At 66.8% G+C, this 21,230-nt stretch carries 20 protein-coding genes, 3 tRNA genes, 1 other RNA gene and 1 pseudogene; 13 read left to right on the plus strand and 12 right to left on the minus strand.

Annotation, left to right across the window (positions count from 1 at the left end; all coding sequences use genetic code 11):
* From QZ189_RS06315 to QZ189_RS06335, 5 genes are all read right to left on the minus strand, one after another.
* Positions 1-689: indole-3-glycerol phosphate synthase TrpC (locus QZ189_RS06315; protein WP_296421344.1), on the minus strand; the 689-nt coding region annotated here is incomplete at its 3' end.
* A 10-nt stretch (positions 690-699) separates the two neighbouring features.
* Positions 700-2,142, minus strand: coding sequence for a dihydrolipoyl dehydrogenase (lpdA, locus tag QZ189_RS06320; RefSeq protein ID WP_010318101.1), 1,443 nt, complete (start codon positions 2,140-2,142; stop codon positions 700-702).
* Positions 2,143-2,177: 35 nt separating this feature from the next.
* Positions 2,178-2,981, minus strand: a complete 804-nt coding sequence (locus QZ189_RS06325) for an RNA methyltransferase (protein WP_296421345.1) — start codon at positions 2,979-2,981, stop codon at positions 2,178-2,180.
* The gene (locus tag QZ189_RS06330; protein ID WP_010318105.1) at positions 2,981-3,229 is read right to left on the minus strand and encodes a hypothetical protein; all 249 of its coding nucleotides are present in this window, start codon (positions 3,227-3,229) and stop codon (positions 2,981-2,983) included. The genes QZ189_RS06325 and QZ189_RS06330 overlap by 1 nt, the downstream gene beginning before the upstream one ends.
* A gap of 106 nt (positions 3,230-3,335) precedes the next feature.
* Positions 3,336-3,419 (minus strand) — tRNA-Leu (locus QZ189_RS06335).
* A 186-nt stretch (positions 3,420-3,605) separates the two neighbouring features.
* Here QZ189_RS06335 and murA point away from each other — a divergent pair.
* From murA to QZ189_RS06360, 5 genes are all read left to right on the plus strand, one after another.
* Positions 3,606-4,901: a UDP-N-acetylglucosamine 1-carboxyvinyltransferase gene (gene murA, locus QZ189_RS06340; RefSeq protein WP_010318106.1), complete on the plus strand. Its 1,296-nt coding sequence runs from the start codon at positions 3,606-3,608 to the stop codon at positions 4,899-4,901.
* 19 nt (positions 4,902-4,920) lie between these two features.
* Positions 4,921-5,002: transfer RNA gene (locus tag QZ189_RS06345), tRNA-Leu, on the plus strand.
* A 41-nt stretch (positions 5,003-5,043) separates the two neighbouring features.
* Positions 5,044-6,258: an aspartate aminotransferase family protein gene (locus QZ189_RS06350; RefSeq protein WP_010318107.1), complete on the plus strand. Its 1,215-nt coding sequence runs from the start codon at positions 5,044-5,046 to the stop codon at positions 6,256-6,258.
* Positions 6,228-7,427 carry a Mur ligase family protein gene (locus tag QZ189_RS06355; protein WP_296421346.1) on the plus strand — a complete coding sequence of 400 codons (1,200 nt, stop codon included), beginning with the start codon at positions 6,228-6,230 and terminating at the stop codon, positions 7,425-7,427. Before QZ189_RS06350 ends, QZ189_RS06355 begins: the two co-directional genes overlap by 31 nt.
* A gap of 21 nt (positions 7,428-7,448) precedes the next feature.
* Positions 7,449-7,976 (plus strand): pentapeptide repeat-containing protein, encoded by a 528-nt coding sequence (locus QZ189_RS06360; RefSeq protein ID WP_296417643.1) that lies wholly within the window; start codon positions 7,449-7,451, stop codon positions 7,974-7,976.
* On the opposite strand, the gene QZ189_RS06365 is transcribed toward QZ189_RS06360, so the two are convergent.
* From QZ189_RS06365 to QZ189_RS06375, 3 genes are read right to left on the minus strand one after another with little or no spacing between them, the layout of a single operon-like run.
* Complete coding sequence (locus QZ189_RS06365; RefSeq protein WP_296421347.1) at positions 7,973-9,370, minus strand: FAD-binding oxidoreductase; 1,398 nt, start codon at positions 9,368-9,370, stop codon at positions 7,973-7,975. The two genes, QZ189_RS06360 and QZ189_RS06365, sit on opposite strands and share 4 nt — an antisense overlap.
* Positions 9,370-10,647, minus strand: a complete 1,278-nt coding sequence (locus QZ189_RS06370) for an amidohydrolase family protein (RefSeq protein ID WP_296417647.1) — start codon at positions 10,645-10,647, stop codon at positions 9,370-9,372. The genes QZ189_RS06365 and QZ189_RS06370 overlap by 1 nt, the downstream gene beginning before the upstream one ends.
* An 11-nt stretch (positions 10,648-10,658) precedes the next feature.
* A complete protein-coding gene (locus QZ189_RS06375; RefSeq protein ID WP_296416331.1) occupies positions 10,659-11,084 on the minus strand; it encodes a DUF4359 domain-containing protein in 426 nt (141 codons plus the stop codon).
* 40 nt (positions 11,085-11,124) lie between these two features.
* On the opposite strand from QZ189_RS06375, the gene QZ189_RS06380 reads away from it, so the two are divergent.
* Positions 11,125-11,197, plus strand: a tRNA-His gene (locus QZ189_RS06380).
* A gap of 45 nt (positions 11,198-11,242) precedes the next feature.
* Here QZ189_RS06380 and QZ189_RS06385 read toward each other — a convergent pair.
* Positions 11,243-12,325, minus strand: a complete 1,083-nt coding sequence (locus tag QZ189_RS06385; RefSeq protein ID WP_296421348.1) for a DUF1611 domain-containing protein — start codon at positions 12,323-12,325, stop codon at positions 11,243-11,245.
* Positions 12,325-13,380: a dipeptide epimerase gene (locus tag QZ189_RS06390; RefSeq protein WP_296421349.1), complete on the minus strand. Its 1,056-nt coding sequence runs from the start codon at positions 13,378-13,380 to the stop codon at positions 12,325-12,327. The genes QZ189_RS06385 and QZ189_RS06390 overlap by 1 nt, the downstream gene beginning before the upstream one ends.
* A gap of 70 nt (positions 13,381-13,450) precedes the next feature.
* On the opposite strand from QZ189_RS06390, the gene miaB reads away from it, so the two are divergent.
* The 5 genes from miaB (at position 13,451) to ftsZ (ending at position 18,473) form a co-directional block, all read left to right on the plus strand.
* Positions 13,451-14,836: a tRNA (N6-isopentenyl adenosine(37)-C2)-methylthiotransferase MiaB gene (gene miaB, locus QZ189_RS06395; RefSeq protein ID WP_296416328.1), complete on the plus strand. Its 1,386-nt coding sequence runs from the start codon at positions 13,451-13,453 to the stop codon at positions 14,834-14,836.
* A 53-nt stretch (positions 14,837-14,889) separates the two neighbouring features.
* Positions 14,890-15,984, plus strand: coding sequence for a D-alanine--D-alanine ligase family protein (locus tag QZ189_RS06400; RefSeq protein WP_296416327.1), 1,095 nt, complete (start codon positions 14,890-14,892; stop codon positions 15,982-15,984).
* The gene (locus tag QZ189_RS06405; RefSeq protein ID WP_010318124.1) at positions 15,981-16,391 is read left to right on the plus strand and encodes a hypothetical protein; all 411 of its coding nucleotides are present in this window, start codon (positions 15,981-15,983) and stop codon (positions 16,389-16,391) included. Before QZ189_RS06400 ends, QZ189_RS06405 begins: the two co-directional genes overlap by 4 nt.
* A complete protein-coding gene (locus QZ189_RS06410; protein WP_296421351.1) occupies positions 16,388-17,224 on the plus strand; it encodes an FtsQ-type POTRA domain-containing protein in 837 nt (278 codons plus the stop codon). The genes QZ189_RS06405 and QZ189_RS06410 overlap by 4 nt, the downstream gene beginning before the upstream one ends.
* A gap of 139 nt (positions 17,225-17,363) precedes the next feature.
* Positions 17,364-18,473, plus strand: coding sequence for a cell division protein FtsZ (ftsZ, locus tag QZ189_RS06415; protein ID WP_010318129.1), 1,110 nt, complete (start codon positions 17,364-17,366; stop codon positions 18,471-18,473).
* 64 nt (positions 18,474-18,537) lie between these two features.
* Here the strand turns inward: ftsZ and ffs are convergent.
* An RNA gene (gene ffs, locus QZ189_RS06420) (signal recognition particle sRNA small type) lies at positions 18,538-18,634 on the minus strand.
* A 45-nt stretch (positions 18,635-18,679) separates the two neighbouring features.
* Between ffs and panB the strand changes: the two genes are divergently transcribed.
* On the plus strand, positions 18,680-19,516 hold the full coding sequence (gene panB / locus QZ189_RS06425; protein ID WP_296421352.1) for a 3-methyl-2-oxobutanoate hydroxymethyltransferase: 837 nt from the start codon (positions 18,680-18,682) through the stop codon (positions 19,514-19,516).
* Here the strand turns inward: panB and hemW are convergent.
* On the minus strand, positions 19,419-20,633 hold the full coding sequence (gene hemW / locus QZ189_RS06430) for a radical SAM family heme chaperone HemW (RefSeq protein WP_296421353.1): 1,215 nt from the start codon (positions 20,631-20,633) through the stop codon (positions 19,419-19,421). The genes panB and hemW overlap by 98 nt on opposite strands.
* A gap of 55 nt (positions 20,634-20,688) precedes the next feature.
* Between hemW and QZ189_RS06435 the strand changes: the two are divergent.
* Positions 20,689-21,230 (plus strand): annotated as a pseudogene (locus QZ189_RS06435) (PIN/TRAM domain-containing protein); the annotation flags it as partial.

Consider the following 21,230-nt stretch of genomic DNA (forward strand, 5'->3'; position numbering starts at 1 on the left):
GTCGCCAGATCGGTGTGGAACGTGGCGAGGTCGCGGTTGTTGATGCCGATCAGCTCAACGCCATCGAGGGCAAGCACCCGCTCGAGTTCAGCCGCGTCATGCACCTCAACCAAGGTCGTCAGCCCCAGGCTCTTGGCCACCTTGAGCAGGTAACCGAAGTCTTGATCGGTGAGGATCGCCGCGATCAGTAGCGCCGCATCGGCCCCGGCCGCCCGGGCTTGATAGAGCTGATAGGGCGTGAGGATGAAGTCCTTGCAGAGCAGCGGCAGGTCCACCACCTGACGCACCTGCACCAGGACCTCAAAGCCCCCCTGGAAGAACGGCTTATCGGTCAACACCGACAGGCAGCTGGCGCCCCCAGCGGCATAGCCCTGGGCAATCGCCTCGGGGTCGAAGTTCTCGCGGATCACGCCCTTGCTGGGGCTGGCTTTCTTCACCTCAGCGATCACCGCGGGCTTGCGGCAGGAGGCCTTCAGGGCCGCCAGAAAATCGCGGGGTGCTGGCAGATCAGCGACCTGTTTTTTGAGTTGCTCCAGACTGACGCGCTCACGGGCCGCCGCCACTTCGCGGTCCTTCTCCCAGACGATCTTCTCGAGGATGTTGCGGGGCTCACCCTCCTCGTGGGGAACGGCGTACTCCAGGTGGGCCACCTTCACCTTGGGGTTCGGGGGCCTGCGGCGGATCTCCATGGTCGTCTCCTCAGGCGGCGATGGCCATGGCGGCCTGCTTGTAGGCCACTTCCACCACCTCGCTCAAGGTCGGGTGGGTGTGCACCTCATTCGCCAGTTGCTTCACGCTCTGGCGGCGGGCCACGGCGTTGGCGATCTCCTGAATCAGATCGGCCGCATGCAGTCCATAGATGTGGGCGCCCAGCACCTCACCGGTGGCCTTGTTGAACAGGAGCTTCATCAAGCCATCGCTCTCCAGCTCGGCCAGGGCCTTGGAGTTGGCCTTGAAGTAACTGCGAACCGAGCCCAGTTCAAAGCCCTCCTTGGCCGCCAACTCCTTGGCGTCGGCTTCACTCAGACCGACCGAGCTGATCTCGGGGTGGGTGAAGGTCGCCGCAGGGATCGAGCGGTAATCAATCGTGCGGGGGTGGCCCAGGATGTTGTCGACGGCCACCGTGCCTTGGGCCGCTGCGGTGTGGGCCAGCATCATCTTTCCGGTCACATCGCCCACTGCCCAGAGATGGGGCACGGGAGCACCGTTCACCAGAACCCGCAGCTGGTCATCCACGGGGATGAAGCCGCGGTTGGTCTCGATGCCGCAGGCCTCAAGGTTCAGTTCCTTGCTGGTGGGAACCCGGCCGGTGGCCACCAGGACCGCATCCACCTCGAGAGTCTCAACGGGCTCGCGGGTTTGCATGTCCACCAGCTCGATCTGCACCGGAGCACCGGGCTTGATCGACTTGGCCAACACGCCGGAGCGCGCATCGATATCGCGGCCATCGATCAGGTTGCGGGCGGCGATCTTGGCGATGTCGGGATCGAAGGTGGGCATCACCCGATCCAGGGCTTCGATCATCGTCACCTCACAGCCCAGGGCCGTGTAGACGTCAGCGAACTCCAGGCCGATGTAGCCGCTGCCGACGATGGCCAGCCAGCGGGGCAGCCACTCGAGGTTCACGGCCTCATCACTGGTGAAGACCGTGCGGCCATCGGTTTCGATGCCCGGGGGAACAAAGGGATCTGAGCCGGTGGCGATGATCACGTCACGGCCGCTCAGCACCCGATCAACGCCGTTGATCTCGCGCACGCCGACCTTCTGGGGGCCTTCCAAACGGCCCGTGCCACGGATGATCGTGACCCCGGCACGCTCCAGGGTTTTGGTGAGATTGGTGCGGATCGTTGCCACCAGCTGGTTGGCGTGATCGGCGATCTTCTGACGCTCAAAGCGCACGGGAGCGGCATGGATGCCAAAGCCCTTGAGATGCTCGGCATCGGCCAGCTCGCGCACCCGACCACTGGCGGCGAGCAGTGCCTTGGAGGGAACACAACCGCGGTTGACGCAGGTGCCGCCCATGTCGCGGCTCTCGATGATCGCGGTGCGCAGCCCGTGTTCAGCGGCGTGCTTCGCAGCATCAAAGCCGCCGTAGCCCGCGCCAATCACGATGACGTCAAAGTCGAAACTGCCGTCGCTCACCTGAGGCCTGCCCAATTGGGGGGCATTCTCCCCTGTCAGCCCCCCAATCCCAAGTTGTGTTGCTGCCGCCATCGCTCAAGCAGCAGGGGAGCCGCCGCCACACCGACGTTGAGGGACTCCACGGCCGGGCTGTGGGGAATGGTGACGCGATGGCTGGCCAGGGCCGCGAGCTCGGGATGCAGGCCAGCCCCTTCATTGCCAAGAAGCAGCACCGTCGGGCGGGTCCAATCCAGCTCCCAGTAGGGGATGGCCCGATCTGGATCCACCAACGTGGCCACCAGCTGGTGTCCCGCGGCGGCCGCCTCAGCCAGGCGCGCGACCAGTCCCGTTCGATCGGGATCACGCCAGTGCGGCAAGGCCAGGGCCGCCCCCGCTGAAGCCCGCAGGACCTTCGGCTGGCAGGGGTCAGCGCCGCCCCCGAGCCAGAGATCGTTGACCCCTGCCGCCAGGGCCGTGCGCATCAAGGTGCCGAGGTTTCCCGGATCCTGCAGTTGATCCAAAGCCAGCACAAAGGAGCCGATTCCTTGCGCCTTCGGCAAGGCGTCCCGCTTGAAGGTCGCCACCACCCCGTCGGGGGTTTCAGTCGTGGCAACAGCGGCCAGAACGGTTTCCCCGACGGGCTGGAGACGCTCGTTCAGGTCCCCCAAAAGGGACCCATGGCGCTCCAGCCAGGCCGGGGTCGCCAGGAGCTGCTCGGGCGAGAGCCCCAACCGCAGCAGCTCCTGGAGCTGGTGGGTGCCCTCAAGCAGGAGCAGGCCCTGTTCGCGGCGTCCCTTGGACTGGTGCAGAGCACGCAACCGGCCAACCAGGGGATTGCGGCGGCTGGTGATCAGCTCCATCAGAAGGTTTCGTGGCGCCTCACGTGCAGGCCATCGCCCACAACGAGGCTTTTGTCGTCGAGGTCCAGGCCCCGCACCGCTGCCACCTCGCCCTTGAGACCCTCCGCCTGCAGATTTTTGATCAGCTCCTTGATCAGCACGTCTTCAATCGTCTTCTGGTCGAAGGCATCGGGCGTGAGGGCCTCAAGGAAGCGCCCCATCTTCGAGGCCATCACTTCCGGGGCATTGGAGATCTTCAGGACGAGCATCGACTCAAAAACAGAAGGAAGCGCTGAGTGGGCACCGACCCAAAGCTGGCAACAGCCGCCTGGATCAGCAATAAAAAAGCTCCTCCCCGAGGGGAGGAGCCTTCAGTGCGGATGGGGAGACTTGAACTCCCACGACATTGCTGCCACTAGTACCTGAAACTAGCGCGTCTACCAATTCCGCCACATCCGCGAGGTGTGGGGCGTCGCTCGGCGCGACCAGCGAAATGTACCCCATCAAGGGACCCGGCCTGGGGAGGGACGAGATCGGCCACAAACCAGGCCAGCAATGGCTTCGAGCCAGTTCGAATGCCGGCCGTCTTGCCGGTCTCATTCGTTGTTGTCAGGATAGGGCCCCTCAGGCGGGACGCCTTTAGCCATGACCGCGACTCTCGTCCCGTCTCAACAGATTCTCACCCCGCAACTGGAAATTGCCGGTGGTCGCCGACTCGCAGGCGAGCTCCGTGTCAGTGGCGCCAAGAATTCAGCCCTGGTCTTGATGGCCGCCAGCCTGCTCACCACCGAGCAGCTGCGCCTGCGCAACGTGCCTCCCCTCACCGACATCGGTGGGATGGCCGAGATCTTGGTCTCCCTGGGTGTCGCCACCTCTCACCACGGCGACACCCTTGAAATGGATGGGTCTGGACTGAACCAGTCCGCTCCGCCCTACGAGCTGGTCAACAGCCTGCGGGCCAGCTTCTTCTGCATCGGCCCCCTGCTCGCCCGCACCGGCATCGCTCGGGTGCCCCTGCCCGGCGGCTGCCAGATCGGCACCCGCCCCGTGGTGGAGCACGTCAAAGGACTCAAAGCCCTCGGCGCCCAGGTCACGATTGAGCACGGCGTGGTCTCCGCCGTCGTCCCGGGCCGCAGCCACCGCCTCACCGGCGGACGGATTCACCTGGACTGCCCAAGCGTTGGTGCCACCGAGACCTTGATGATGGCCGCAGCCCTGGCCGAGGGCGAGACCGTCATTGAAAACGCCGCCCTCGAACCCGAGGTGGTGGACCTCGCGGGACTCCTCCTGGCCATGGGCGCCAAGGTGCGCGGCGCCGGCACCCCCACGATCACCATCGTTGGCGTCGAGCGACTGCACGGCGCGGACTACGCCGTGATCCCGGATCGCATCGAAGCCGGAACCTTCCTGCTGGCCGCCGCCATCACCCGCTCCTGCCTCACCGTGGCACCGGTGGTCACCGATCACCTGGGCGCCGTGCTGACCAAGCTCGAAGAGGTGGGCTGCAAATTGGAGATTGATGGCACCAACGTGACCATCAGTGCTGACGCCATTCAGGGGGTGGACCTGCGCACCCAGCCCTTCCCGGGTTTCCCCACGGACCTGCAGGCACCGTTCATGAGCCTCTTGGCCACCGCCAACGGCAACAGCGTCGTCACGGAAAACATCTTCGAGAACCGGCTGCAGCACGTCGCCGAGCTCCAGCGCATGGGAGCCGCGATTCGCACCCAAGGCAACACCGCTTTCATCGAAGGGGTCCCTCGGCTCAGCGGAGCACCGGTGCAGGGCTCCGACCTGCGCGCTTCCGCCGCGATGGTCCTCGCCGGCCTGGCCGCTGAGGGCATCACCTCCGTCCAGGGCCTGGAGTACCTCGACCGCGGCTATGCCGATTTCGAGGGCAAGCTGAACGCGGTTGGCGCCTCGATCCGCCGACTCGGCTGACCCCTAAAGTCACCAACGCGGGAGCGTGCCGGAATTGGTAGACGGACTCGACTCAAAATCGAGCGCCTTCGGGCATGTGGGTTCAAGTCCCACCGCTCCTATTTCTCCCCCACCGACCACATCGCCGTCTGAGACGGCGGTGATGAACACCTACGGCCGTTTCCCCCTGGAGCTCGTCCGGGGACGCGGCGTGTGGGTCTGGGACAAGCAGGGCCGCCGCTACCTCGATGCGGTCGCCGGCATCGCCGTCTGCACCCTCGGTCACAGCAGCCGCGTGATGCGCAAGGCCCTGGAGCGCCAGCTGCGCAAACTGCAGCACGTCTCCAACCTGTATCGGATCCCCGAGCAGGAGCAACTGGCGGGCTGGATTCGAGACAACAGCTGCGCAGAGAGCGTCTTTTTCTGCAATTCCGGCGCCGAAGCCAACGAAGCGGCCATCAAGCTCGCCCGTAAGCACGGCCATCAGGTGCGGGGCATCGACACCAGCCACGAGCGGGGCCCGCTGATCCTCACGGCCCACGCCAGCTTCCACGGCCGCACCCTGGCGGCGGTCACCGCGACCGGTCAACCGAAGTACCACCAGGGCTTCGAGCCCATGGTCCAGGGCTTCCGCTACTTCCCCTACAACGACATCTCCGCCTTTGAGGCGCTGCTGCATCGCTGCGAAGCCGCAGGCCCCCGCGTCGCTGCGGTCCTGCTGGAGCCCCTTCAGGGTGAAGGGGGCGTGAACCCCGGAGATGTGGCCTTCTTCCAGCGGGTTCGTGATCTCTGCGATCAGTACAAAATCCTGCTGATCTTTGACGAGGTCCAGGTGGGTGTGGGGCGCACGGGCCGCCTCTGGGGCTACCAAAAACTGGGGGTTGAACCGGATGCCTTCACCCTGGCCAAGGGCCTCGGTGGTGGCTTCCCCATCGGCGCCCTCTGCGTCAAAGCCTCAGCAGATCAGCTCAAACCGGGCGAGCACGCCAGCACCTTCGGCGGCAACCCCATGGCCTGCCGCGCCGGCCTGACGGTGGCCTCCGAACTGCAGCGCCGAAACCTGCCGGCCCATGCCGAGCAGATGGGTGCGTTGCTGCAGAACCTCCTGTTGGAGCTGGTCCAACGCCATCCCCAACTGGTCAAGGGCGTGCGCGGCTGGGGACTGCTGCAGGGCCTGGTCCTGCAGGCAGGCGGTCCCAAGGCGATTGACGTCGTCAAGGCCGCGATGGACCAGGGTCTGCTGCTGGTTCCAGCCGGCACCGATGTGGTGCGTTTTGTTCCCCCCCTGACGATCCAACCGCGGCACCTGCGCTTGGCGGTCAAGCGACTCGAGAAAGCCCTGCTGGCGTGTCCCTCCCCGACCCCTTCAGCGAGCTGATTGCTCCCTTCAGCCGCCGGGGTGTGGACCTCGGGCTGAACCGCATTCAGGCGGCTCTCGCTGAACTCGGCCATCCCGAAGGGCGCTTCAAAGCCGTTCAGGTGGCCGGGACCAATGGCAAGGGGTCCATCGCCACGATGATCGAGCGGATCGTCAGCGCCGCTGGGACGCGCTGCGGGCTCTACACCTCCCCCCACCTGCTGAGTTGGTGTGAGCGCATCCGCCTGCCCGAGGGCCCCATCGGCGAAGAGGCTCTCAAAACGCTGCTGCAACGGCTGCAACCCCTGGCGCTGCGCCATGACCTCACCCCCTTTGAACTGATCACCGTGGCGGCCTTTGTCGCCTTTGCTGAAGCGGAGGTGGAGCTGGCCGTCCTCGAGGTGGGGCTCGGGGGGCGACTCGATGCGACCACAGTCCACCCCCAGCGGGACGTTCTGGCCTTCGCATCCATCGGACTGGATCACGTCGAACACCTCGGCCCCACCCTCGAGGCGATCGCCCAGGAGAAGGCGGCGGTCATGGCCCCTTCGGCCATCGCCGTCAGCGGTCCCCAGGCCCCAGAGGTCCAGGCCGTGCTGCAGGCGCAGGCCGAGGCACGCGCCTGCGAACTGCGCTGGAGAGAACCTGTCGCCAGCGAAGCCGATGGGGGACCCCGCTTGGGGCTCAGCGGCGCGCTGCAACGCAGCAATGCCGCCGTGGCGATCGCCGCCGCGGAGGCCCTCAGGGAGAAGGGGTTCGAGGTCACAGATGAGGCCATCCGCCGCGGCCTGCTGCAGGCCCGCTGGCCCGGCCGGCTTGAGCAGCGCCAGTTCCGCGGCCAGCCACTGCTGATCGATGGCGCCCACAACCCGCCTGCCGCGGCCGCCCTACGCCGGGAACTCCAGCCCGGTCAGCGGCGCTGGTTGATCGGGATGCAACGGCACAAGGACGCACCCGATCTGCTGCGCCATTTGCTGGAGCCCGGTGATCTGGTCCGGGTCGTGACCCTGCCGGAGCACAGCAGCTGGAGTGCCGCTGAACTGCGTCAGGACGTCCCTGGCATCGAAGACGGGTCCAGCGACCTGAGCGAGAACCTGGAGTGGCTGGTGCAATCAGAGCGCCTGCCGGTCGCCTGCGGCTCCCTGTATTTGGTGGCGGCCCTCCTGCCGCTGCTTGACCCGACAGACTGAAGTCCCGGCCCCACCACCGCCATGACCTTCACCCGTCTCTTCAGCTGGCTGTGGGCCGTGGTGATCCTGCTGGGAGCCCCAGGCCTGACCCTGGCCCTCGACACCTCAGCCGGAGTGGGCCTCCAGGATCGAGCCCTGTTCCAGGACACCGTCGACTACACCCTCACCAACCAGAGCGGCAAGGACTTCTCCGGCCAGCAACTGGCCAACACCTCCTTCGCCGGCGCCGTGGGTAAGGCCGCCAACTTCAGCGGCGCCGATCTCCATGGCGCGATCTTGACCCAAGGGGCCTTCCCCGACGCCAACTTCAACGGCGCCGACCTCTCGGATGTGCTGCTGGATCGCACCGACATGAGCGGCACGGACCTGCGCAATGCCGTCCTGGTTGGGGTCATCGCCTCCGGCAGCACCTTCACCGGTGCCCAGGTGGAGAACGCCGACTTCACCGACGCCCTGCTCGATCGCGCCGATCAGCGCAACTTCTGCATCAGCGCCTCAGGCACCAACCCGACAACGGGCGCCAACACCCGCGCCAGCCTGGGCTGCTAGGTCCAGCCGCGCAACTTGCCCGGGTTCATCAACCCAGCCGGGTCATAGGCCCGCTTGGCATCCACCTGATCCGCATCCACCACCCCGAGGCCTCCGTCCTCCACGCTGATGACGTGGGGGTTGAACAGCAGGCAGCCCAGATCACGGGCCTGGTCGATCAGCTCCTGCAGGGCTTGCGCTCCCCGCCAACGCACCAGGGGCAGACAGGCGAAACGCTGACGGCCCTGGCTGCGAACCGCCTCCAGGTGCCAAAGCAGATCCTCGCCCCAGCGCTCCCGCAGGGCCTCCAGTGCGGGCGCCTCCGGCTGCGGCAAGAGCAACTGCAGATAGGTCCAACCTGAATCCTGACTGCGCACATGCAGGGTCGTGTGGTTCCAGGTGAGCTCCCGCAAGGGAACGCCGCGGCTCTGCCCTTGGGGAGCGCTCCAACTCAGCCGTCCCCCCAACTCCTTGATCCACGACTCCAGGACGGCCGTGGCATCCGGTGCCGCCAGGAGCAACAGGCGATGGGCGCCGCCACTGCCGTCCGGGCAGCCCTGGGGCCAGGGCAAGCGTGCGGCCACGGCGGCCTCCAGCACACACAGCGCTTTGAGTTCCAAGGCCGAGCCAGAGAGCTGCTGGGCCGCCGCCAGGGCAGTAGACCAATCCTCAAAATCGAGCACCCACTGCCGCCAGGCCACCGCCGGCGCCGACGCCATGGTCAAGGCCGTGAAGATTCCATTGGTGCCATAGGCGTGGTTCAGGGGACGGGCGGCGCTCGCATCGAGCTGCAGCAGCCGCGGCTGCGCCTCAAGCGTCACCATCTCCACCCCAAGCAGGTGGCCGGGATCCCGCAAAAACCCCCAGCGCAGCGAACCAATCCCGCCGGATCCCCCCGCCACATAGCCGCCGAGACAGGCGGTGCGCACGGTGCTCGGCAGCAGCCGTTGCTCCCGCCCATGGGCGAGCAACTGGCGATCCAGCTCCGCCAGGACAATCCCGGGTTCCGCCGTAAACACCCCGGAACTGGCATCCACCTGCCGCAGGCGGTTCAGGCCGCTGGTCTCCAGCAGCAGGCCACCGGCCAAGGGAATGCACTGGCCATAGTTCCCCGTCGCCGCGCCCCGCACCGTCAGGCTGACGCCGTGGCGGCTGCAGGCTGCGGCCACCTGCAGCACCTCCTCGGGGGCCTGCACCCGCACCCCGATTTGGGCGCGCAGACCACAGAGCAGCGGTTGCAGCACTGGGGAATAGACGAACCCATCGGCCGCCAGGCTCTCCAGCTCGCCGGCACTGCGCAGCAGCGGCAATCCAGCCGCCCGCAGATCCGCCGCCAAGGCCTCCAGCTGAGCGGCGCTGGCGGGATCGGGGAGCCCATGGGGCAGGGAGCCTGGGAGATCGGGGGTGCTCTGCATCAGCCCAAATTGGCAAGCCGAGGATCGGGATGGGCCTGATCCGGTGGCGGCAGCCAACGGCCCTGCCGCAGGACCCGGCGCTGGGGGGAATGGGCCAGCAGTTCCGACCAGCTCCCGGCACTGGTCAACAGCAGATCCGCGGGTCCGCCCACCCGCAGCACCCCGTCCCAATCCAGGCCGAGCAGGCGGGCGGGGGTCGTCGTGAACGGCATCAGTCCCTGACGTTCCCAAGGGGGGGTGTGGGTGGCGCGGAAGCTCAGCCGCAGCAAATCCAATGGATCAAAGTCGCCACCGGGGTACCAGGGGTCCTGGACGTTGTCGGCCCCCAGGGCCACCGCGACCCCCTCCTGCTGCAACAGCCGCAGGGGGGCCAGGGGACGGAAGCCGGAACTCACGCTCTGCTCGCGCCCCAACAACCAGAAATTGGTGGTGGGCAAGGCCACAACCGCCACTCCCAAGCGCTGCAACCGCCGGGCCAAGGGCCGGGCCTGGGCTGCACTCAAGAGCCCCATGCTGCTGGCGTGACTGCAGGTGATCGGCACCCCAGGGTGGAAGCGCTCGAGCCTCTGCACCAGCAGTTGCACTCCGGCGGCGGGGGCCTCGGAGGACTCATCGATGTGCAGATCAATGCCACACCCCAACGTGCCGGCCAAGCGCAGCAGCTGATCCAGTTCCGCCCCATCGCGGCCACTGCTGGGGAAGGGAGGTCCCAAGACCCCACCCAGGAGACCGCCCGCAGCCGCCACCCGCTTGGCTAACGCCAAGCCCTCACTCGAGCCCCAGTGGGCCAGGGGAGCCAAGGCCACCAGCTGCAACTGGACCCGCTCCTGCCAGCGCTGCTGCAACTGCAGGAGCGCATCCCAGCTGGGGCGCGAACAGGGGCCACCGCTGTCGATATGGCTGCGCAGGCCCCGCAGGCCATAGCGCCAGGCTTGATCGAGGGCCCGCTCACCCCGCTCCAGCACCTGCTGGGCACTGCGCTCTTGTCCCTCTACAAGGTTCAGCTCCAGGGCCGCCTGCATCCGGCCGCTGTAGTTGGGAAAGCCTGGCCAGCTGAAGGCCTTGTCGAGATGGACATGGGGATCCACCAAGGGGGTCAGCGCCAACGGCAACCCGCTCTGCCGGCAGGGTTGGATCGAGCGGAGCTGAGTGCCCTGCCACGCCAACTCGACCGGGAGCAATCCCTGGGCATCGCCGCAGGGCAAGTCCCTGCGCTCGGGATCAAGCAGGGCCCGCGGCACCAAACACTGCAGCCGCTGCTCGATGCCTGACTCCATCTCCAAGGCGATCAACGCTGCGCCAAACCCTGCGCCGCTTGTTCTGAACTCTGAATCACCAGCAGCTGACCCGCGCCAGCCAGGGTCACGGCCCGGTAGCGGGGGATCGTGAGGCCGGGCAACAGGGTCTGACCGCCCAGTTCAGTGGTGTAGACGCTGAACAGACCGGCGTTGTAGCGGCGGCTGGAGGCGGCCGCCAACTGACCCAGCACCTTGCGCTGACTGGCCACCAGCTGGGGGCAGTCCTGAATCACCAAGCGTGCCAGGAGCGGTAGGGATCCAGGGGCGCAGAGCTCCCTGGAGGCGGCCCGCACCAACTGATCGCCGGCAAAGGCCTCGAAGTCCTCTGTCCCGGGGTTGGTCACGGCCAACGCCAGGAGGCCGACACCGGCTGCCGCCACCCAAGTCCAGCGACCATCACCCGTGGAGGCAGTCATCGATCGAGAGCCGTTGCATTGGTAGGATCGGCGCGCCCTGGCGGGCGTAGCCAAGTGGTTAAGGCACCGGGTTGTGGTCCCGGCATTCGGGGGTTCAAGTCCCCTCGCTCGCCCCTTCCAGAATCCCCTGATTCTCTCTGAGGATCAGGGGATTCGCCCTATTTGGAGCAAATCGCAGCCTCCAGCAAGGCTGCCAACAAAGAGGAGGCTCCATGGCGAACGGGATCCCAGACGGGAAGACCCGTCTGCGCCTGCAAAGCCGAGCGTTCCTGCTCGGCCTGCTCCTCCGTCAGCAGGGCGGTGTTGAGGCAGATCGCCCGCACCTTGGGACGCGCGCCATCGGGGCGCGCCAGGGCGGCCAGCGCCTCGTTGGCCGCAATCACCTCAGGCAGTGGCGGAATCGCCACCAAAGCCGCCCCCGGCCGCGTGCGCACATGGGTCTGCCCCGCCCGGTGCACCAGCAACAGGGCCGTCGGCTGACTGCCCCGAATCAAGGGCAAAGTGGCCGTCGAGCCGGGATGACAGAGGGAGCCCTGCCCCTCCACCAGCACCACGGTCTCGGCCGTGGCTCCCTCGGCCGCCTTCAGCACCGCCGCTTCCACCGCGCCGGCGGCGTAGTCGACGCGCACCGCATCCAAGGCCACGCCCTGGCCACTGATCAAAATCCCCGCCTGACCGGTGCCGACAAAGCGCACGTCCTGGCCCTGCTGCTGGCCGCAGCGCTGCAACTCCAAGCAGGCGCTCATCTTGCCCACGGCCATGTCGGAGCCGACCGCCAGCACCCGCCGGCCCGGCAGGGCGGCGCACCGGGCGGTGGCCACCTCCAAATCCGCCGGCTCATGGCGTAGATCCCAGATCCACTGGCCTGCCGCCAAGGGAATCGCCGCGAACTCCGGGTCATCCGCCAGGCGGCTGTGCAAACCACTGGCGAGGCTCAATCCCGCCCGCAGGGCCTGCACCACATCAGCCCGCATCTCCATCGGTAGGCGGCCGCCGGAGGGCGCCAGGCCCACCACCGCCACCTCGGGTCCATAGGGCAGCGCCGCCTCCAGATTCGCCAGCACCGGGACGGGGCGCTGAATCCCGGTCACTGCTTCGAGGGACTCACCCGCGTGGGCCGGGTCCACCACTGCCACGATCGGGCCAGAGCGGTAGCGCAACATCGCCAGGCCGGTCTTGCCCGAGAGGTTGTCCAGCCCGCCGTGCTGCAGCAGCACCACCGGACGCTCAGCAGAAAGCATCAGCCCACCTCCTGGACACCCAGGCCGGGCCGGGCCGCCGGAAGCAGCCGGTCCCCGTGGCGCTCGGGCCCCGAGAAGGGGTCATCCACCAAGTTGAGGTGGCTATCGAGATCCGGCCAATGCACCAGGGGCAGCAGCTGGGCTGCACCGCTGTTGAGCAATCCGCCATCGGAGTAGCAACCGAGCATCACCTTCAACCCCAAGCGATGGGCCGTGCGGGCCATCAGCCATCCCTCGCTGAGGCCGCCGCACTTCACCAACTTGATATTGATGCCATCGACATGGGGGGCCAGACGCAGAAGATCACCCAGATCCCAACAGCTCTCGTCGGCCACCAGGGGAATGGGCGCCAGACCATGCAGCGCGGCAAAACCCGCCCGGTCGGCTTCCAGATCGAGGAGAGGCGGCAAGGGTTGCTCCACCAGCACCACGCCTTGATCGGCCAACCAGGGAATCATCTGGCGAGCGCCATCCAGCGTCCAACCGCCATTGGCATCGATCTGCAGTTCATCGCCTGGGCGCAGGGCCGAGCGCACCCCCGCCACCAACTGACGGTCGTGGTCCAGGCCATCGGGGGATCCCAACTTCAACTTCACCCGCGTGGCGGGCAGCTGCTGCCGCCAACGCTCCAGCCGCGCCAACACTGACTCCAAAGCGCCCAATCCCAGGGTGACGCTGGTGGCGACGCAGGCCGCCGGATCCAGGCCCCAAAGCCGATGCACGGGTTGGCCCAGCCGCTGCCCCCACCAGTCGTGCAGGGCCAAATCCAAGCCGCAGCGGGCCGGGGGACTGAGGTCCTTGAAAAGGTGCTCCAGGGCCTGCAAGGGCTGGGGCTCCAGGGACTCCAACTGGGGAGCCAGGGCCTCGAGTTCCGCGGCAACCGCGCCGGTCTCGTAGTGCCGGTGGCCCGTATCAAAGCCGCCGGTCTCGCCCCGGCCCGTGATGCCGCCATGCTCCAGTTCCAGCAGCAGGTGCTCGACAGCGGCGGTCGTGCCGCGGCTGATGGCCAAGGGCACCGCTTTGCTGAGGCGAAAACGGCTCAGACGGAGGCGCATCGAAGGACAGCTGCCCCTTCAAGCTGGCACGGATCGCACCCCCGCGCCGCCCATACCGGAAACTGGTGGCATGACGGCGACACAACTGAGCGCTCCCCAGTCCACGACGGGACGCGGCAGCTACTGGATCACCACCTTCGGCTGCCAAATGAACAAGGCGGATTCCGAGCGCATGGCCGGGATCCTCGAATCGATGGGCTACAGCGAAGCCACGGCTGAACTCGAGGCCGATCTGGTCCTCTACAACACCTGCACGATCCGCGATAACGCCGAACAGAAGGTCTACAGCTATCTGGGCCGCCAGGCCCAGCGCAAACGCGTCAACCCCAACCTGACCCTGGTGGTGGCCGGCTGTGTTGCCCAACAGGAGGGGGAATCGCTGCTGCGCCGCGTGCCGGAACTGGACTTGGTGATGGGGCCGCAGCACGCCAATCGCCTCGATGTCCTGCTCAGCCAGGTGGAGCAGGGCCAACAGGTGGTGGCCACCGAGGAGCACCACATCCTTGAAGACATCACCACCGCCCGCCGCGACAGCAGCATCTGCGGCTGGGTGAATGTGATCTACGGCTGCAACGAGCGCTGCACCTACTGCGTCGTGCCCTCGGTGCGCGGCAAAGAGCAGTCGCGCCTGCCCGAGGCCATCAAGCTTGAGATGGAGGGTCTGGCCGCCCAGGGCTTTAAAGAGATCACCCTGCTCGGGCAAAACATCGATGCCTATGGCCGCGATCTGCCTGGCATCACGCCGGAGGGGCGCCGTCAGCACACCCTCACGGATCTGCTGCAGTTCGTCCACGACGTCGAGGGCATCGAGCGGATTCGCTTCGCCACCAGCCATCCCCGTTATTTCACCGAGCGCCTGATCGACGCCTGCGCAGATCTCCCCAAGGTCTGTGAGCACTTCCACGTCCCCTTCCAAAGCGGAGACGACGACGTGCTCAAGGCCATGGCCCGGGGCTACACGATTGATCGCTACCGCCGGATCATCGACCGCATCCGCGATCGCATGCCCGACGCCTCGATCAGCGCCGATGTGATCGTGGCCTTCCCCGGTGAGACCGATGCGCAGTACCGGCGCACCCTCGATCTGATCGACGAGATCGGCTTCGACCAGGTCAACACCGCCGCCTACTCCCCCCGCCCCAACACCCCGGCGGCCGACTGGCCCAACCAGTTGAGCGAAGAGGTGAAAGTGCAACGGCTCCAGGAGATCAACGCCCTGGTGGAGCGCAAGGCCAAGGAGCGCAGCGCGCGCTACGCCGGCCGCACCGAACAGGTCCTCGTTGAAGGGGTGAATCCCAAACAGGCGGACCAGGTGATGGGGCGAACCCGCACGAACCGCCTGACCTTCTTCCCCGCCGCCCGCGCCTCTGGAGGCCAGTGGCAAGCCGGCGATCTGGTGGAGGTTCGTATCGAGGAGGTCCGGGCGTTCTCCCTCAGCGGAATCGCCCTGTCCTGACGCTGGCTAAGGGCGGAATCACTGATACGTTTGGCCCCTGATCTGACGCCCCTATGAGCTCCGAAACCATCAATTTGGGTTTGGTGTTTGGGGGTGTCTCGGGCGAGCACGCCGTCTCGATTCGCTCGGCCAACACCGTCGCCGCTGCCCTGCGCTCCGGGGCCAACGCCCAGCGCTATCGGCTCGACTGTTTCTATATCGACCAATGGGGCCATTGGTGGCCGCCGGCGGTGGCCGATGCGGTGCTGGCCAAGGGCACACCAGCCGAACGCAGCGAACTGCCCGCCGCACCCCTGCGGCCTGGTTTTCAAGGCTTTCCAGAAGGGGCCCTGGACGTTGAACTCTGGGTCCCTGTGCTCCACGGGCCCAACGGAGAAGACGGGACGATCCAAGGGCTCTTCAGCCTGATGCAGGTGCCCTTTGTGGGCTCGGGGGTCCTGGGCTCGGCCGTCGGCATGGACAAACAGGCGATGAAGGCGGCCTTCGCTGCGGCGGGACTGCCCCAGGTGCCCTACGCCTGCGTCGATGCCCAGGAGCTCGAGCAGCAACCGGAGGCGCTGGTTCAGCAGCTGGAAGCACAGCTCGGTTATCCCTGCTTCATCAAGCCCGCCAACCTGGGCTCATCCGTTGGCATCAGCAAAGCGAGCAACCGCGCTGAGCTCATGCAAGGCCTTGCCCTGGCGGCCCAGCACGATCCCCGCATGGTGGTGGAGCAGGGCATCCAAGCCCGGGAACTGGAGTGCGCGGTCCTTGGGGGGCAGCAGATGCGCGCCTCCGTGCTCGGCGAGATCTGTTTTGACGCCGACTGGTACGACTACGACACCAAATACAGCGACGGCAAAAGCCACACGGTGATTCCTGCGGAGGTGCCCGAGGCCCTCAGCGAGCGGGCCCGAACGATGGCCATCGCCGCCTGCCGTGCGGTCGGCGCCTCCGGATTGGCCCGGGTGGACTTCTTCTATGAGCAGGCCAGTGGCGCCCTTTGGCTGAACGAAATCAACACCCTGCCGGGCTTCACCAGCCAGAGCATGTACCCGATGCTCTGGGCCAAAACAGGGTTACCGCTTGAGGAGTTGGTGCACGAATTGGTGCAACTGGCGCAAGAATCGGCGCAGCCCAGCCACTCCAGGAGGACCGAAGCGGCATGAGTCACGGTCTGATCTGGTTGCCTCTGTTGGTGATCTTTCCGTTGATCACCGCCCTCGGTTGGCTGGAGCGCCGCCGCCAAAATTTGTTTCGGGCCTGGGCTGAGGGTGCCGAGCTCTCCAAGCTGGACGACGGCGGCGGCGCTCGCTTGATTGACGGGACCATCGCCTGGTGCGTCTTCGAGTCGGGAAAGCTCAACGAGAAGGGCAGCTTTGAGGTCAAGGGACTCGATCAGGTCGACCTCTTGGCCTTGGGTTCCGGGGAAGCGCCCCTGACCGAGGAAGCGCAGGGTGCCTGCCGACTGCGGCTGATGGGCGGTGGCCAGCAAGCGGATGTGCCCTTTGCCGATGCTGAGCGCGCACGCCGCTGGCGGGATCAGCTGATGTCCCGCTCCCGCTGCGAGTTGTGAGCGCAGCCTCCTCGCGCTCGAGCCAAGCCCTCGAGCGCAGACGCCAGCTCCGGCAGGAACGGCGGCAAGAGCGTTTGAAGCAGATCTGGCGCGTGACCGTGCTGGCCGGCAGTGCCGGGGCCCTGGGCTGGGGCCTCTTGCAACAGGGCTGGGTGGTGCGTGATCCAGACCAAATCGAAGTCCTTGGCAGCCGGCAGGTCAGCCGAGCCCAGGTGATCCGTGAGGGGGACCTTCAACTCCCTTTGCAACTGCTGACCTTGCAGCCCAAGCGATTGGCCCAACGCCTCTCGGCGGGCCTGCCTGTCGAGCAGGTCCAGGTCAACCGCCTGATGCTCCCCCCTCGGCTCCAGATCTCTCTGGTGGATCGAGAGGCCGTTGCCCAGGCCCAACGCCGAACCCGCAAGGGCTTTGAGATGGGCTACGTCGATCGCCTGGGGAACTGGATGACCCGCCGTCAGCAATCCGCTGGCGCCCCGGCGGCCGCACCAACGGTGATGGTGCTGGGCTGGCAGGAGCGTCTCCGCCCTTCACTCTCGCGGGTCCTGGCCGAGCGGGATGCCCTGGGCAGTCCGCTGCTGCAGGTGCGCTTTGAACCCAATGGCAGCCTCTGGCTCCGCACCGCGGCCCTGGGGGACATTCACCTCGGACCCACCGATGACAAGTTGGCCAAGCGCCTGGATGTTCTGCGCCACCTCTCCTCAGAGCTCCCCGGTCAAATCAAAAATCTGAAGCTGAAGTCCATTGACCTCAGCGATCCGGATCAACCCGAACTGGGCCTACCGGCCAAACCGGTGCCGAAGGCGGCCAAAACACCCCCGCCCGCAGCGGACTGAAGCTCCGGGGCAAAAACCCGTAAACGGTGACAGGGCGTTGCGCTAAAGCCCTTTGCCGGCAAAGGTATGCCGATCTAGGCCTGTGATTGGCAGGAACAACGACATAATGCAGCGAAGCACCAACGGCACTGCACCGGCTATGGAGATCGCACCCGAGGGCCTCAGTGCCGTCACCAGCAATGGTTCTGCGGGGATCGTGCCTAGCCAGTCCGCTCGCATCGAGGTGATCGGCGTCGGCGGCGGCGGCAGCAATGCCGTTGGTCGCATGATCCTCTCGGATCTCGAGGGCGTTGGATACCGCGTACTCAATACAGATGCCCAGGCCCTGCTGCAGTCGGCAGCGAAACAGCGCGTTCAGCTCGGCCAAAAGCTGACCCGCGGCCTGGGGGCCGGCGGCAACCCGGCCATCGGCCAAAAAGCGGCTGAAGAATCCCGCACCGATCTGGCGCAGACCCTCCAGGGTGCAGACCTGGTCTTCATCGCCGCTGGCATGGGCGGTGGCACAGGAACCGGTGCCGCTCCGGTTGTGGCCGAAGTCGCCAAGGAATGCGGCGCCCTGACCGTGGGCATCGTCACCAAGCCCTTCGGCTTTGAAGGGCGCCGCCGCATGCGTCAGGCCGAGGAGGGCATCGCCCGCCTGTCCGAGCATGTGGACACCCTGATCGTGATCCCCAACGACCGGCTGCGGGAAGCCATTGCTGGTGCACCCCTGCAGGATGCCTTCCGCGCCGCCGATGACGTCCTGCGGATGGGCGTGAAGGGCATCACCGACATCATCACCAAGCCCGGCCTGGTGAACGTTGACTTCGCCGATGTGCGCTCGGTCATGAACGACGCGGGCACCGCACTGCTGGGTCTGGGCGTCGGCTCCGGCCGTTCCCGCGCCAGCGAAGCCGCCCAGGCCGCCATCAACAGCCCGCTGTTGGAGTCCGCACGGATCGACGGCGCCAAGGGCTGCGTCATCAACATCAGCGGTGGCAAGGACATGACCCTTGAGGACATGACCACCGCCTCTGAGGTGATCTACGACGTGGTCGACCCCGAGGCCAACATCATTGTTGGTGCCGTGGTGGACGAGAAGCTGGAAGGCGAGATCCACGTCACGGTGATCGCCACGGGCTTCGAAGGCGGCGGCGCCTATCGCCCCGAGCGGCCCTTGAACAGCTTTGTGGCCGGCGACAGCGGCGAAGGCGACCTGCCCGGTGCAGCCATCCCCTCCTTCCTGCTCAACCGCCAGAACAACAACTGAGTTCTGGACTGAGAACCAGCAAAAAGGGGCCCCAGGGGCCCCTTTTTTATTGCCGTTGAAATGGGGTGACCCGGAGTCCACGCCTGCCAAGAGCATCCCGTGTGGCTGCTCCCTTCCGGTCCTGACCAGATTTGGGCGTCCGGGCCGCATGGGTCCGAGTCGGTCGGATGCTAGCAATGAGCCCCCGTCCATGAGGTGATCGCCGGGTGCGACCTGCTGATCTACTCACCTGCAAGCAGGAGGGCCGGCCCATCGCCGTGCTCACCGCCTGGGATGCCCTCTCAGCGGCCCTCGTGGAAGAGGCCGGGGCGGACGCCATCTTGGTGGGCGACTCCCTGGCGATGGTGGTCCTCGGCCATGCCACCACCCTCCCGGTGACCCTGGAGGAGATGGTGATGCACACCCGGGCCGTGGGCCGCGGGCTGCAGCGCCCCGCCAACCAGCAGCCGCTGATCATCACGGATCTGCCCTTCCTCAGTTACCAGTGCGGCCTCGATCAGGCCGTGGCCGCAGCGGGACAGGTGCTGAAGAACAGCCCCGCTGCCGCCGTCAAACTCGAGGGCGGGGAACCGGAAACCCTGGCCGTTGTCGATCGGCTCGTGCGCTCCGGCATCCCCGTGATGGGACACCTGGGCCTCACCCCCCAGTCGGTCCATCGCCTGGGCTACCGGCGCCAGGCCAAGGACCCCATTAGCCAAGAGCGCCTGAAGCGCTCAGCCCGCGATCTGCAGGCCGCCGGCTGCTTCGCGCTGGTGCTCGAACATGTGCCCGCCGAGTTAGCCGGCGCCCTCAGCCAAGAGCTCCAGATCCCCGTCATTGGCATTGGCGCCGGTGAACAGTGCGACGGGCAGGTGCGGGTGACCGCCGACCTCCTGGGGCTCACCGCCAAACAACCACCGTTCTGCCCGCCCCTGCTCCAGGGCCGCGAGCTCTGTGTGGACGCCCTCAGGGGCTGGGTGGGGGGCCTTCAGCCTGCTCCTCCCACCACTCCAACCACTCCCGCAGCACCGCATTACTCAGAGCCAAGCCCTCTGGATCACTGAGCCGCCAGCGCTGGCCTTCCCGGCGGAGCAGACCACGCTCCAGATAGGGCTGCCAGCGCTGCATCAGTCCCGCCGGATCGAGCCCTGCCAGAAGCGGCGTGAGCAGGACACCCTCACGCCGGCGCAAACCGACCATCACCCGCTCATCGTTGGGCATGGGCTGGGGAGGCCCAAGCTCGCCAGGGTCCTGTTGCAGCCAGGCGGCGTAGCCCTCACGGGTGCGGGGGCGCGGCTGCCGCACCCCCCAGGGGGCAGCCGTCGCCCCCATGCCGAAGCCCCACCAGCCCGCACCGCTCCAGTAGACGCGGTTGTGGCGCGAGGCATGGCCCGGCAGGGCGTAGTTCGAGATCTCGTAGTGGCCAAAGCCAGCCGCCGCCAAGGTGCCGGCGGTCAGCTCCATCAAATCGGCAGAGAGGTCCTCCTCAGGCAGCTGCAATTCACCGCTGGACTCCAGCCGCTCAAACACCGTGCCGGGCTCCACGATCAAGTCGTAGACCGAGAGGTGGGGGGGCTCCAGCGCGAGGGCCTGCTGCAGCTGCGCCCGCCAGTGCTCGGCCGTCGCCCCCGGCAGGCTCTGGATGAGATCCAGGCTCCAACTGCTCAGTTCCCCCTGGACGCGCGCCTGCTGAAGCCAGGCGGCTGCCTCGAGGAGGTCCCTGCGGCGATGCCTGCGCCCCAGACGCTCGAGAACGTCGTCATCAAAACTCTGGCCGCCCAGGCTGACCCGATTGACCCCCGCCCTGAGATAGCCCTGCAGGCGCGTCTGATCAAAGCTGGCGGGGTCCAGCTCCAGGCTGATCTCCGCCCCCGCCGCGAAGCCATAGCGCCTCTTCAAGCTCCGCAGCACACGCTGCAGCTGCTCGGCCGTCAGCATTGAGGGAGTGCCGCCCCCCACATAGATGGTGGACAGGGGCGGTCCAGCCGGCGAGGCCTCAATCTCCCCGCAGAGCAGCTCCAGGTAGGACTCAATCGAGCGACTGCCGGTCTGCCCGGGCGCCCCACCGGCTCGATCCCCCAGGGGCACCACCGGGAAGTCGCAATAGAAGCAACGGCGATGGCAAAACGGAATGTGCAGGTAGGCGCTGCGCGGGAGAGGCCGGTTACCTCCCTGGGCCAAACCCGCCGCAATAGGGCATGCTGCTTCCGAGCGACTGGCAGCCACAGCACCCGCCATGGTGGACACCCTCATCCTGGTGCTGTTCGTGATCTCCGGAGCCGCCGCGGGCTGGCTCGGGGTGGATCTACTGCCGGAGCAACAGTTAATCCGCATCCAGAACCTGGAGCAGCTGAGCTGGATCCTGGGCGGTGGCGGCGCCTTAGCGGGCCTCTTCGCGGGCTTTGTCTTCCAGCGCCTACGGCGCCGGCTGATGGAGCAGGTGCGCACCATGCCCACCGATCTGCTGGTGAGCCGGGCCGTGGGTCTGATCCTGGGCCTGCTGGTGGCCAACCTGCTGATCTCCCCCATCCTGTTCCTCTCCCTGCCTTGGGAGCTGGTGCTGGTGAAGCCGCTGGCGGCCATTGCGGCCAACGTCTTCTTTGGCGTCTCGGGCTACAACCTCGCCGAGGTGCATGGCCGCACCCTGCTGCGCCTGTTCAACCCCAACAGCACCGAAGCCCTGCTGGTGGCCGATGGGGTGCTGATGCCCGCCAGCGCCAAGATCCTCGACACGAGCGTGATCATCGATGGCCGCATCCGCGGCCTGCTCGATTCGGG

The organism is Vulcanococcus sp. CPBay_Sum15L08_68 (assembly GCF_017855895.1).
GTDB lineage: Bacteria > Cyanobacteriota > Cyanobacteriia > PCC-6307 > Cyanobiaceae > Vulcanococcus.